General features: G+C 49.6%; 9 protein-coding genes. All 9 read left to right on the plus strand.

Going from position 1 to position 13,500, the window contains the following annotated elements; all coding sequences use genetic code 11:
• Window positions 1–10 precede the first annotated feature (10 nt).
• Complete coding sequence (fabD, locus tag ACAN55_RS14185) at window positions 11–1,258, plus strand: ACP S-malonyltransferase (RefSeq protein ID WP_379133790.1); 1,248 nt, start codon at window positions 11–13, stop codon at window positions 1,256–1,258.
• A complete protein-coding gene (locus ACAN55_RS14190; protein WP_379133793.1) occupies window positions 1,239–5,099 on the plus strand; it encodes a type I polyketide synthase in 3,861 nt (1,286 codons plus the stop codon). Before fabD ends, ACAN55_RS14190 begins: the two co-directional genes overlap by 20 nt.
• Window positions 5,099–8,455 carry a beta-ketoacyl synthase N-terminal-like domain-containing protein gene (locus tag ACAN55_RS14195; RefSeq protein ID WP_379133795.1) on the plus strand — a complete coding sequence of 1,119 codons (3,357 nt, stop codon included), beginning with the start codon at window positions 5,099–5,101 and terminating at the stop codon, window positions 8,453–8,455. The genes ACAN55_RS14190 and ACAN55_RS14195 overlap by 1 nt, the downstream gene beginning before the upstream one ends.
• 18 nt (window positions 8,456–8,473) lie before the next feature.
• Entirely contained in the window at window positions 8,474–8,731 is a 258-nt protein-coding gene (locus ACAN55_RS14200) for an acyl carrier protein (RefSeq protein ID WP_379133798.1), read from the plus strand.
• 68 nt (window positions 8,732–8,799) lie between these two features.
• Window positions 8,800–9,864, plus strand: a complete 1,065-nt coding sequence (locus tag ACAN55_RS14205; RefSeq protein WP_379133801.1) for a hypothetical protein — start codon at window positions 8,800–8,802, stop codon at window positions 9,862–9,864.
• Window positions 9,865–9,935: 71 nt separating this feature from the next.
• Window positions 9,936–11,036: a low temperature requirement protein A gene (locus ACAN55_RS14210; protein WP_379133804.1), complete on the plus strand. Its 1,101-nt coding sequence runs from the start codon at window positions 9,936–9,938 to the stop codon at window positions 11,034–11,036.
• A 113-nt stretch (window positions 11,037–11,149) separates the two neighbouring features.
• Entirely contained in the window at window positions 11,150–11,365 is a 216-nt protein-coding gene (locus tag ACAN55_RS14215; RefSeq protein WP_379133807.1) for a TM2 domain-containing protein, read from the plus strand.
• Between the two features lie 215 nt (window positions 11,366–11,580).
• The gene (locus tag ACAN55_RS14220) at window positions 11,581–12,585 is read left to right on the plus strand and encodes a Gfo/Idh/MocA family protein (RefSeq protein ID WP_379133810.1); all 1,005 of its coding nucleotides are present in this window, start codon (window positions 11,581–11,583) and stop codon (window positions 12,583–12,585) included.
• Window positions 12,582–13,493 carry an AraC family transcriptional regulator gene (locus tag ACAN55_RS14225; protein WP_379133813.1) on the plus strand — a complete coding sequence of 304 codons (912 nt, stop codon included), beginning with the start codon at window positions 12,582–12,584 and terminating at the stop codon, window positions 13,491–13,493. The genes ACAN55_RS14220 and ACAN55_RS14225 overlap by 4 nt, the downstream gene beginning before the upstream one ends.
• Window positions 13,494–13,500: the final 7 nt, after the last annotated feature.

The raw sequence follows: 13,500 nt of genomic DNA on the forward strand, positions 1-13,500 counted from the left end.
AGGGGTGGGCATGAAGGGATTGGCTTTTGTTTTCCCTGGACAAGGTTCGCAATATGTGGGTATGGGACAGAAGATGGCCTCTCATTATGCAGCCGCAAGGCGTGTATTTGAGGAAGCGGGCGACGTGCTCGGATATGATGTGATGAAGTTATGCTTCGGAGGCAGCATGGAGGAACTAACCCGCACGGAATTTACACAGCCTGCGATATTAACGGCAAGTGTTGCGGCGTTTGAAGTGTACATGGAAGAGATCGGCATCCGGCCAGCTTATGCTGCCGGCCACAGTTTGGGAGAATTCTCTGCATTGACCACAGCGGGAGTGATATCTTTCTCCGATGCGCTGAACCTCGTAAGGCAGCGTGGGCAATTTATGCAGGAAGCGGCGGCCGAAGGTATGGGTGCCATGTGTGCAGTAATTGGCATCAATCGTCAAGCGATCGAAGAGGTATGCAGGACTGTATCGACATCACCAAGCCGTCATGCCGCGATATCAAACTATAATTCGCCGCAGCAAACTGTGATTTCCGGGCACAAAGCGGCGGTGGTTGAGGCCGGGGAGAAGCTGAAGGAAATGCAGGCGAGAGTGACTTATTTGCAAGTCAGCGCCCCCTTTCACAGTATCATGATGGAGCCAGCGGCGAGAAAGCTGGAACAGCAATTAAGATGTATTCCCTATTCCCCGTTCAAGTGGCCTGTTATCTCCAATGTGACTGGCCTGCCCTATTCGGAGACGGATATGGTTGTCCATAACCTGACTTCGCAGATGACCGCACCCGTTCAGTGGGAAGCCTCCATGAAGTATCTGGAGAGACAGGGTGTAAATACCGCGGTTGAAATGGGACCAGGGAAGGTATTGGCTAATTTAATGAAGAGCAATGCCGGAAGAATCCAGTGCTTCCCGTTTGATGACACAGAACAGGCCGCCGCTTTAGGCGGACATTTGCAGCAGCAGCATCCGCGCCATAAGGCTATTATCCAATGCCTCGCTGCTGCGGTCTGCACGCGAAACCGTAACTGGGATCAAGAAGCGTACCGCACGGGTGTCATTCAGCCCTACCAACGGTTGCAGGAAATTCAGGAGCAGTTGGATAAGGAGGGTACGGCTCCTTCCTCTGCGCAGATCGGTGAAGCGATTGAACTTCTGAAGCTGATTTTTGAGACGAAGCAGGTGCCACCCGAGGAGCAAAAGATCCGGCTGCAGGAAATTATGGAGCCGATGAAAGCCGGAGGTGGTGTCATTGGACTTCAATTCCATTAAGCTGGACGGCTTCTCGCCGGGAACCAGCTCAGAGGTCACCTTTGAAGAGGACTTAGGTTATGATATCGCCATTATCGGGATAGGCTTGAAGCTACCATTATCGGAGAATGCCGGGGAGTTCCGGGAACAATTGCAAAAGGGCACGGATGGTGTACGGGAGCTTCCGGCTTCCCGGAAAAAAGATACTGACGCTTATTTCAAGTTCAAGGGGCTGGACCCCGCGCATATTCAATACGGGGAAGCGGCTTTTATCGAGGATATCGATACATTTGATTATTCATTCTTTAAGCTGTCCCCGAAAGAAGCCAGCCTGCTTGATCCGAACCAGCGGATATTTCTGCAGACCGCATGGAGAGCGTTGGAGGATTCCGGTTACGGCGCACATGCCTTGGGGGGCAGCAGAACCGGTGTCTACCTCGGCTACAGTTCCGAATCGGATTACAGAAGAATGATTGCGGAGATTGAGCCGGAATCAGCTTCACTGGCCGTTCCCGGGAATGTGCGCCCGATTATCGCCAGCCGCCTATCCTATATTCTTGACCTTAAGGGGCCGAGCATGATTGTCGACACGACCTGTTCCTCCTCACTGGTGGCCGTTCATCTGGCCTGCCAGGCGATCCGGGACGGAGAGTGTGAGCTGGCTGTTGCCGGAGGTATCCAGCTGCACCTTATTCCCGTGCGGGAAGTGGAGGTCGGTATTGAATCCTCCACTTCCCGGGCGAGAACCTTTGACGACGCCAGCGACGGGACAGGCAGCGGCGAAGGAGCAGTAGCGATTCTGCTGAAGCCGCTGGTTAAAGCCAGAGCAGACCGGGATTCCATCTATGCTGTCATTAAGGCGAGTGCCCTAGGACAGGATGGCAGCTCCGTAGGTATTACCGCACCGAATGCCGAAGCGCAGGAAGACGTCATTGTGGAAGCATGGAAGAAAGCAGGCATTGATCCGGAGACCATTACGTATATAGAAGCCCATGGGACTGGGACGAAGCTGGGTGATCCGATTGAAGTGGAAGGAATTCAGAGGGCATTCCGCAGATTCACGGACAAAAAGCAGTTTTGTGCCGTGGGATCCGTCAAAAGTAATCTGGGTCATCTGGACAATGCGGCAGGAATCACCGGGCTGCTCAAAGCGGTGCTTTCACTGAAATATAAAGAGCTGTATCCCTCTCTGCATTTCGAAAGGCCAAACCGTAAAATCAGCTTTGAGGATTCGCCGGTATATGTTAATGACCGCTTGACGGAATGGGAGAATGAGGTTGGACCCAGGCGCTGTGGGGTGAGCGCCTTCGGAATTAGCGGGACGAACTGCCATATGGTGCTGGAAGAGGCTCCTGAACACGGGCCTGCCGGTGAATCAGCTTCGGGACAACCGGAATTGTTCATGCTGTCCTCTAAAACACGGCAGGGCCTAGACAAGCTCCTAGAGCAATATATTTCACATGTAACCCGGCATCCTGAATTGGAACTTGGAGACATATGCTTTACTGCCTGTACCGGCAGGGGTCACTATAACCACCGGATCGCACTTGTCGCGAGGGATTGTGGGGAACTGGCGCGTAAGCTTTCGGCAAAGGCTTATTATTCTGCCAACGAGTATAACGAAGACGGATTTACGGCTGTTTCCGCACATGAAAAGCTCCAGAAGGCTGCTGGCTGGCAGCATAACGATGAGGGTCTGCTCGAAGAACTGTGCCGGCTGTATGTGAATGGCGTGGAACTGGAGTGGGAGCAACTGTACAAACGGCGGCCTAGAAGGAGAGTATCCCTACCGGCCTACATCTTTGAAGAGAAACGCTGCTGGCTTAATCTTCCTGAAGCTGCAAGCTATCCGGCTGAACCGGATAGCATTCGATTGTATTACCAGAACGTCTGGGAACAAGATGAGCTTAGGGATTGTGCTGACACTGACCCGGAAGGAGCCTGCCTCATTCTGCATGATAATCAAGGCATCGGGGAAGGGATTTCAAAGTCGCTGAGAGCTGTAGGCTGCACGGTGATTGATGTGCTGCCGGGAGAACATTATCAAAGGATAAATGAATCCACATTTACCGTGACGGATGCGCCTGAAGATATCGGGGAGTTCTGGAGGAACCTTTCCGGACGACGCATCAGCCGGATGGTTCATCTGGCCTCCATGACTTTTGCCGGGAACGTCCAAACGGCGGAGGAACTAGAAGAACGGCTGCACAAAGGCATGTATCATCTGTTCCGATGGGTACAGCAGATGGTTCGCAGCAGACCTGAGGATCAGGCGGAGATCGTCATTGTTTCAGCCTTCGCGGGTGATGTGAGCGATGTCCAGTATGAGGTTTATCCAGAGAACGGCGCTTTGTTCGGTCTCGGTAAAGTCATTGGCTGGGAATACAAATCACTCAAAGTCCGGTGTATCGATATCGATCAGTCAGCCGATGCCGGAACGATTATGCGTGAATTAAGATCACGTACCGGAGAGTACATGACTGCTTACCGCGCGGGTGTAAGGTATGTACAACGTCTGACCAAGATACCGAATTCCGCTATGAGTCCAGCGGTACTGCTGAAAGAGGGAGGCGTCTATCTGATTACAGGTGGGCTGGGAGAACTGGGACTCCAGATCGCGAGGTCTTTGGCCCAAAGAGCCAATCTAACTCTAGCTATGCTGCAGCGCTCGCCGTTTCCGGGTAGGGAACAATGGGATGGATTTCAACGGGAAGGCCAGGACAGGAAGATTATAGCCACAATTGAAGCGATCAGGGAAATCGAGCAGTCCGGTTCACGTGTAGTGTGCTGTAATGCGGATGTATCCGATCAAGCCGGACTTAAAGAGGTTATACAGAACATTAAAAATAAGTTTGGCCCTATTGCCGGGGTGATCCATGCAGCGGGAGTTATGGAAGGCGATCTGCTTGGTGAACTGGACGAAGGCCATTTTAAAGAGATTGTGGCTTCCAAAATACAGGGAACCTGGCTGTTGCACCATGTATTGAAGAATGACCCGCTGGACTTTTTTGTGCTCTTCTCCTCTGCAATCACTCTGGTGGGGGGAGTCGGATCAGGGCCCTACACCGCGGGCAATGCTTATCTGAATTCATTCTCCGCTTACCGCTCACGGATGGGCCATGCTACACTGGCGATCAATTGGCCGACATGGCAGAGTGGTGACCCCGGCGAGACGGGAGGCGTTGATGTAGATAAAGAATTGTTCAAAGTGTTGACTGCCAAAGAAGGTGTTGAAATTTTTCATTATCTGCTGAGCAATGAGGTCGGAGAAGCTTATGTAGGGCAGTTGAACGAACGGAGCTCCTTATTACAGCTGGGTAATCTTCTGCCGTTTGTGCTGGCCGATTCCCTTCGGCCTAAGCTCGCACCCGGTGTGAATAAACCGTCAGCGGGCGCAGCTGTAGCTGCTTTAAAGCTGACGTCTCCCGTTAAACTCAAAGGTAAAACAGGCAGCCATTATAGCGAAATCGAACAAACGATAGCTTCGGCCTGGGTGCAGGTGCTTGGTTATGAGGAACTGGATGTGAATGACAATTTTTTCGAAATCGGTGGCGATTCCATATCCATAACTAAGGTACACAGCATGATTGAAGCGCATTATCCGGGGAAATTAACCGTTGCCGATCTATTCTCGTATTCAAGCATTAGCAAAATTGCCGGATTCATTAATGATTCCGAAAGAAATGCAGAATCCGTCAGTTTCATCAGTACAGTGGGAGCAGCAGCAAAAAGTACAATTCAGCCGTTCAGTCAAGGAAGGCAGTTTAGGGCAGAACTGCTTAGCCTATTCGGCCAAATGAGGCAAGGTGAGTTGACTATCGATGAGGCGCTGGCTCTCTATGCCGCAATGGAGGTATCTTAATGAATGATATGGTGCGTCTGATATTCGAACAGGTACTTGCCGGAACAATGGAACAGGATGCTGCGACCCGGATGCTGGAGCTCTTGAAACAGCACGGCAGTCCTCAGACTAGGCGCAGCGATATTGCGGTCATCGGCCTTTCCTTTAAGCTGCCACAGTCCAACGATCTGGAACAGTTCTGGGATCACATCCGTAGCGGAAGGGAATTGATCCATTCGTATCCCGGTGGGCGGAGGAAGGATTCCGCAGAATTCATTAAGCATTTCACCAGTCTGGAAGAGGAACAAATCCGTTTCAGTCCTGGCGGATTTCTGGATGAAGTCGACAAGTTTGATTACGATTTCTTCAACCTTTCGCCTAAAGAGGCTGCGCTAATGGACCCGAACCAGCGTTTGTTTCTTGAAACGGCATGGGCGGCGATCGAAGACGCCGGGTACGGTGGAAGCAGGCTAGCCGGGAGTGCGACAGGCGTATATTTGGGTTATGCTGACTGGCCAGTCTATGGCCAGTATATCTCCAAGACACAAGCCAAGGATATCATGGCCGCCAGTGCCGGGAATACACCGTCCCTAATCGCCAGCCGTATCTCTTATCTGCTCGATCTGAAAGGCCCGGCTTTTCTGGTAGACACCGCTTGCTCTTCTTCGCTAGTGGCGGTTCATCTGGCATGCCAGGCCCTTGCAGACAAGGAATGTGAGATGGCGATTGCCGGAGGGGTCAAAGTGTGTCTCATGCCGGTTGACGGAGTATTCGATATGGGGATCGAGTCATCCGATCGCAGTACACGGGCCTTCGACGACAATTCAGACGGCACCGTCTGGGGTGAAGGAACGGTGGCCCTCTTATTAAAACCGCTGGCCGATGCTCAGCGTGACCGTGACCGCATATATGCGGTCATCAAAGGAAGTGCAATCAATCAGGACGGAGCTTCCGTTGGTATTACCGCTCCCAATGCCGCAGCCCAGGAGAAGGTCCTCGTAAAGGCTTGGGAGAAGGCAGGAATTGATCCGGAAACGATCCGCTATATTGAGGCACACGGCACAGGGACCAGATTGGGAGATCCGATTGAAGTGGACGGCATACGCCGGGCGTTCAGAAATTATACAGACCGGAACCAGTTCTGCGCCATCGGTTCCGTTAAGACGAATATAGGCCATTTGGACAGCGCCGCGGGCATCGCGGGACTCGTGAAGGCGATTGCCGCCCTGCGGTACAAGGAGCTTCCGCCGACGATCAATTTTGCAAGGCCTAACCGTCAAATTCCGTTCGAAAGCTCCCCCGTCTATGTGAATGACCGGACAACCCCGTGGGAATCGGAGGGCTCACCGCGCAGATGCGGGGTAAGCTCCTTCGGCTTCAGCGGCACGAACTGCCATGTGCTTCTGGAAGAAGCTCCTGAACCTGAGAAAGTCGGCGGAGTGAAGTCACAGCCGTATCAAATCATAGCATTATCCGCAAAAAGCCTTCCGGCGCTGGAGGAACTTCTGACAACGTATTTCCGGTATATGCTTACCGCCGAAAGCAGCCTGCCCGATATTTGCTATACATTGAATACGGGAAGAGGCCATTATCCATACCGGCTGGCCTTTGCGGCGGCTGGCAAGGAAGAGGTCTGCGCCAAGTTGGGAGTACTCACTGCCAACGGCCTCGGATCGTATCCGGACCATGAGATTTTCTTCGGCAGGCATCAGATCGTTACCATGCAGCGGGAAACCGCGAAGCCGGGACAATTGACCGTAACCGAAATGCGGAGGTTAAGCCATATGGCCGCTGATATGGTAGAGGCCATTCGGCAAGAAACCGGCGGCAAAGAACTTATCACTGACTTGTGCCGGTTGTATACCGAAGGCGCAACCATTGGCTGGAAGGACCTTTACCAAGGCGAACCAAGGAATAAGGTTGCAGCGCCTGTATATCCTTACCAGCGGGTGCGATGCTGGTTGGACCCGGCGACGCAAGAAAGTAATTCTTCGGCTGGTGTAGCATTAAAGGGACGCGCGCAGCAGCAGTACTCTGTGCTTGAACAGAAGATTGGCGAGGTGTGGGGACAGGTTCTGGGGCTTTCGGAAATCGATATTTACGATGATTTCTTCGAGCTCGGCGGAAATTCGATTCTTGCCATTAAGGCGGAGGTCGAACTGGAGCGTCTGCAGATTCATCTGTCCACGACCGAGCTTTATCAATACAGAAGCATCAATCAGGCGGCAGAATATCTAACCCGCGAGTTGGGGGATTCGAGGGGGATCAACGAATTGGAGGACGTCAACGATTCGTGTACCGTCCATGAATCGGTGAAAGAAACGGCAGCGGCAATATATGAGACAACGGAACGAGTGGATAGCAGCATTTTGCCAGATATAGAGCCATTTAACGAAGTGTTTTATAGAAATTGCTTCTATAACTCTATGTTCCCTGTGGCTGCGTATTTTAAAGGAAGCATCATGCCGTTCCTCCTGAATGACCTGATCCTCTATGAGGCCGGGGAGATTGCGTCAGCAAGAGGTGCTGCGGGTTATGAAGTCCGCTACTTATCTGTCGATCCGCTGGAACAAGTATTTGAGAGAGCCGGATTTGGTGTGGACACGAGACGTGGCAGCAGCGATATCACTCTGGAATTAATGCAGTGCATCGACCGGCAGCAGCCGGTTGTCTTATGGGTGGACTGCTATTATCTCTCGATTCGCAAGGATGCTTATTTGAAAGAGCATTTCGATCATACGCTGCTGATATACGGCTATGACCGGCAGCAGGAAGTGTTCCATGTAATAGAGCATGACCGCAGGGAGAATCTGTCGTACAAACCCCGTACGATGCCGTTCTCTGATATCCGCAGCGGATTTAGCGGATATATGGAACAATTCGCGGCAGAAGGTACCCCATCACATTATATCTTTCTACCTGCCGGGACTGCTGTGGCTGCCGGGAACGAGGATCAATACCGGAGTCATTTTGCGGATAGTATAGCGGCGGGCGAGGAATGCATACAGGAGAGCGGCAAGGTGCTACGTCAATTTATAGATGATTATACAGTGTGGACAGCATCCGAAGCGGCCTTGAAAGAGCAGCTTAATGAGCTGATTCGTTTCCTGAACGATGTAATCAATGCAAAATATGTCGAGAAGTACCGGCTTACCCGGCTGTTAGGTGAAGAATGGGCGGCAGGCTCCCTGCTGGCCAGGATTATACGGAATTGGGAAACCGTCCGCAAAGGGGTAGTCAGGTTCATGTATCAACCGGTTTATCATCACGAGGTGTTTGCGGCTTCTGCCGCGAGACTCACTGAAATATCAGAGGATGAAATCCGCTTTTACGAGACGTTGCGGGCTGAACTTGCAGATTATAAATCTGTTCATTAATATCCAGGAGGGTGAACGATGGTCAATGATGTGAAAGAAAGAGTCATGGCAATGCTGCGGGACAATTTAGGGGAAGAGAGCGGTGGACTCGATCAAATCGGACCGGACGATAATCTGGCGGAGCTGGGTGTCAATTCGATTACGTTTATCCGTCTAGTGCTGGCAGCAGAGCTGGAATTCGGCCTTTCGTGGGATGATGAGGAACTGGATTACGCCAATTTTTCCACGATCAACAATATCATAGAGTATATTTCCAGCTTTGAGACCGTCGTATAGGCGAACGGGGGACTTCGGGCACAACAGACCTGTTTGATTCTTCTTAGGTGAGAGGAGAAGTTAAAAGAATGATAAAGCGCTTAGAGGTAAGCTATCCACTGATTCATACGTTTCCCAGACATGGCTTTTGCTTAAGTATCCTGAACAGGCGTGATGGGTTCCTGCCATGGATGTACTCCAACCATATTCAGCTTCGCTGCAGAACCGAAGTTTTTGAACAGAAGAATTTCGTGTCCGACTGGTTTGATTTCGATTCGTATTTTCTGATGCTGGATGATAATCCCTGGCTGCAGTCGCAGTCCCTCCTCCGCGATTTCTTGAAGAAGCATGTGCCTGACCGTCTGCAATTCGTGATGGATATGATTGATGACGGGTATTATGTATTTACGTATCTGGATGAATATTATGTACCGGGGACCTACGCGTATCATAATATCCGGTTCCCTCATGCGTTTCTGATATACGGCTACAATAAAGTAGAGTCTACTCTGGATATCGCGCTATATAATGAGCACCGTAATTTTGCTTTCAGCACAATCAGCTTTGAAGATTTCATCCAGGCTTTTGACGAGATGGAAGTTACGCAGAGCTTTATGAACAGTAATTTTCTGCTGAAACCGCGTCCACCCTTTGACTATCATTATGATCTGAAGATGAACATCCAGGCTTTTGAGGATTATTTGCTGTCCCGAAAGACCTGCGATCACCAATACGATCAATATAGACTTAAGGGTGCCGGTATTCGAAAGGATGCTTATGGTTTAGCGGTATATGATTGTCTGGTCAGGTACATTTCGATATTAGAGGATCAAGAGGTTTATTATGATCTCCGGCCCCTGCATTTGCTGTGGGAGCACAAAAGATGCCTGAAGGATCATATCAAGTATCTTCAGCATCAGCGTATCTTAACGGAAGGTTCTTTTCTCATAGAGAAGGCAACAGAATTAGAGAAAAATGCGCTGACGATGAGGAATCTGATGATAAAAGCCACGCTGAATTACAAAATGGGCACGGTCGACCTGAAAAGCCTGGGCGGGATCAAAGAGAGGTTGCGTGAGCTGAAGAACAAGGAAGCCTTGTTTCTGGAGGAGCTGCTGGAGCAGATGATAGAAGAAAGAGTTTGCCCATCCTAGGGCATTTGGATATTATAAGTACAAGGTTTCAGATGATTTAGCAAGGCACCATCTAACAGAGGAGTGTGACTGTGAATATTGCGCATGTAGGGAAAAAAGTAACCTGGCTGGAGCTGTTTTATGACCTGCTGTTCGTTGCCGCCGTATCCAAGGTAAGCCATGTTCTGCTGCATGTCGAGCACGGTACCATTCCCGCTGTTTATCTGTTCAAATTCATTCTGATCATGGTTCCGGTCTGGTGGGCTTGGGTAGGGCAATCGCTTTTTGTGAACCGTTATGGTCAGGACAGCTTCTCCCACAGAATATTTTTAATTCTCCAATTATTCTTCTCGCTAATTATGACCTCCAGCCTGTCCGTAGATTTCGATGCGTACTATTTATCCTTCTTCATAGGATACGTAGGTTTAAGGGCCATGACCGCTATTCAGTATCTGTCCATAAGCCGCAGGGAGCACAATGACCGCAAGATCACAGCCTTTTACCTCGGCAGCCGTATTTGGATCGGACTTGGAATATCATCATTCTCGCTTTTTTTCGATTCCTGGATACGTTATGCAGTGTTATTTGCCGGTATCGTTGTTGATATTGCATTTCCCTTGCTTGGCAGACGTCATTTAGGCAGAACCTCAATCAATACGTATCATTTAATCGAACGGTTTGCGTTGTTCACGCTGATTCTGCTTGGTGAGATTATCATTAGTATACTCGGCGTGCTGCAATCCGGGCCTTGGACATGGGAAGCTCTTATATTCGCGGTATTTACTTTTCTGCTGGCGATCGGGATATGGTGGCAGTATTTTGATAATGTCGAGAAGAAGGTCAACAAGAGCCTGCAGACTCGGGGGCAGCTTATTATTTACGGCCACTTAATTATCTTCATGTCGCTGAGTATGATCGCGGCTTCCATCCGTTTGTTATTCCTGGAACAGCCTGACTATTCGTTCATCATCAACTTTATGTTCGGCTCGGTGTTTCTGTACTTTCTATCTACAACTTTAGTATTCCATAAATATAGACCCCATGATGAAAGGCTGGGGATTTACCATTTGGCTCTTCTGATGGGGACACTGGGCGGGTTATATGTGCTCAGCTTATTAATGGTTGTTCCAGGTTACGCCCTTATGGGGGGTCTGGCGTTATTTTTTGGTCTATATGCTAAGTTAACTACATGATTAGATTTCTACAATTATGGTAGTTTATAAAGAAAAATGTCACTTCTTGTCTTTAGGTTAATGTGGTAAAATACTCCAAGTTGGGATGAATACGAACTTGGGGGCTGGAATTCATGGCAAAAAGCGATAAATCATACGTTGCATCAATCCTGTTGTGTTTCTTTTTTGGAGCGTTGGGCGTACATAGATTTTATGTAGGTAAAGTTGGTACAGGAATACTGCAGCTGCTTACAGCAGGCGGTTTTGGAGTTTGGGTCCTTATCGATTTCATAATAATTGTTGTAGGCAGTTTCAAGGATAGCCAAGGTAATGTAATTAAAGCTTCATAGTTGTAAATGATTGTAGGAGAACAAGGCGACCACTAAAACTTAGGTTTTAGTGGTTTTTCTTTTTTAACCTGACTTTACAGCAATTGAAATAGAAGAGTAATCTAAATGTCGTAATATTATACCTATCATGTCGTGTTTTCCTATTAAAAAATACGAATCATATATGTTACTTTATAGGTGGATGTCAGAATACTATAGGTCGGAGGTTAGAGCTAATGAGCATTGGTATTGGTGTAATCAGCTTTTGGCATGTGCATGCCTGGGACTATGTCAAAGAGGCGCAGGCGCATGAGGATACGTACATTGCGGCGGTTTGGGATGAAGATCCTGTGAGGGGACAGGAAGCGGCTGATTCCTTGAAGGTACCCTACTTCTCTTCACTGGATGAAATGCTGGCCAAGGACGACGTTGAAGCGGTTATTGTAGTTGCGCCTACAACTCTCCATAAAGAGGTAATGGTAGCTGCGGCGCTAGCCGGTAAACATATTTTCACCGAAAAAGTAATTGCCCCCACAATGAGTGAAGTGGATGAAATTATGACCGAGGTTAACCGCACGCCGCTGAAGTTGACGGTATCTCTGCCCCGGCTGAATGACGGATACACGCTCAGCATTGAGGAGCTGCTTCGCCAGGAAGTGCTTGGTGAAATTACTTATGTTAGAGTCCGCCTATCCCATAATGGGGCGATTGCCGGCTGGCTGCCTGATCATTTCTATAATCTGTCCGAGTGCTCCGGGGGAGCATTAATTGACCTGGGTTGTCACCCGATGTATCTAACCCGGCTGTTTCTTGGACAGGAGATCACAGGAGTGAACGCCAACTTCGGTTATATCACCGGCAAGGAAGTGGAGGACAATGCCGTTGCCACCCTATTCACGAATTCAGGGGCAATTGGAGTAGTCGAGGCCGGTTTTGTAAATAGTCATTCACCGTTTACCATCGAGGTTCACGGAACCGAAGGCACGTTGTTGTATGGTACTCCAGATGAGAAGCTGCTGCTGAAGTCGAACAAAGTAGCGTCAACTTCAAACGGCTGGACAGAGATGGAACTTTCGGCTAACCGGGAGGGTGCTTTTCATCAGTGGGTCGGTCACATACAAAAGAACACGAATGCCGATCAGAACATTCAGACAGCCATAGAGCTGACCCGGCTAATGGAAGCTGCGAACCTCTCGGCGAGAGAAGGACGCACTGTGACAGTAGCGAATGCAAATTCATGATTGAACCCTTCATTACTCAGAAACCCGATATGCTCGAGAGGCTCGATATTACCGTCCAGTGGGGGAACTATGAGATTAGGGTACTTCGGTTCCATTTCATTTCTTTTCCCGCGGGGAAAATGATTGAATTTCACAACCACGCCGAATATGAGTTTCATTTCATACCGAAAGGCAAAGGAACTGTAATTCTTGTTGATCAGGAATATGCTTTGACGGAAGGTATGTTGTACCTGACCGGTCCGGGCGTGATGCACTATCAGGAAGCTGGTCCCGGGGAAGCTATGGATGAATTATGCCTCCATGTGGATATTCGGAAGAGGGATAAGGCAGATGTGGACCCTTGGGAAGCGGCTGAAGCCGAGGAATGCATAGAGAAACTCGGGCAGCTGCCGCTATTTCCGATTCATGACCGTCATCATGCCATGAACTGCTTTCTTGAAGCGTACGAAGCAGGCAATGTAAAGTTCACGGGATATTACACCACTATTAAACAGCTGGTCATTAGTATCCTGTTAAGGACAGTGCGCGCGTATGATCCCGGGGGGATGGCTGCGGAGGCCCCAGTAAGGGATATGCCAACTTACAGGTATCATTACGCGCTGCAATATATCAGAGCTAATTACTCCGGTACGATCACGCTGGATCATATTGCGGAGAAGCTGAATATCAGTTCCAGGCAGCTGCAGCGGATATTTAACAAGATGCAGCCCGGCAAATCCTTTAGCCAGATACTAGAGGATGTCCGTCTGGAAGGGGTATGCCGCAAGCTGGCGGAGAGTACACAGCCGATTGAACAGATTGCACAGTCTGAGGGTTTTGCCAATGCGAACTATCTGCACAATGTGTTCCGTAAACGTTTTGGAATTACTCCTGCTACCTTTCGTAACGGGAGACATCAGATAAAGTGAGGATGAT

Source organism: Paenibacillus oryziterrae, assembly GCF_042610485.1.
Classification (GTDB): domain Bacteria; phylum Bacillota; class Bacilli; order Paenibacillales; family Paenibacillaceae; genus Paenibacillus_AQ.

Bases quoted from the DNA above. Each gene is read 5' to 3' on its own strand.
- ACAN55_RS14215 (WP_379133807.1), top strand. From the start codon at position 11,150: ATGGCAAAAAGCGATAAATCATACGTTGCATCAATCCTGTTGTGTTTC.
- fabD (WP_379133790.1), top strand. From the start codon at position 11: ATGAAGGGATTGGCTTTTGTTTTCCCTGGACAAGGTTCGCAATATGTG.
- ACAN55_RS14200 (WP_379133798.1), top strand. From the start codon at position 8,474: ATGGTCAATGATGTGAAAGAAAGAGTCATGGCAATGCTGCGGGACAAT.
- ACAN55_RS14195 (WP_379133795.1), top strand. From the start codon at position 5,099: ATGAATGATATGGTGCGTCTGATATTCGAACAGGTACTTGCCGGAACA.
- ACAN55_RS14220 (WP_379133810.1), top strand. From the start codon at position 11,581: ATGAGCATTGGTATTGGTGTAATCAGCTTTTGGCATGTGCATGCCTGG.
- ACAN55_RS14205 (WP_379133801.1), top strand. From the start codon at position 8,800: ATGATAAAGCGCTTAGAGGTAAGCTATCCACTGATTCATACGTTTCCC.
- ACAN55_RS14225 (WP_379133813.1), top strand. From the start codon at position 12,582: ATGATTGAACCCTTCATTACTCAGAAACCCGATATGCTCGAGAGGCTC.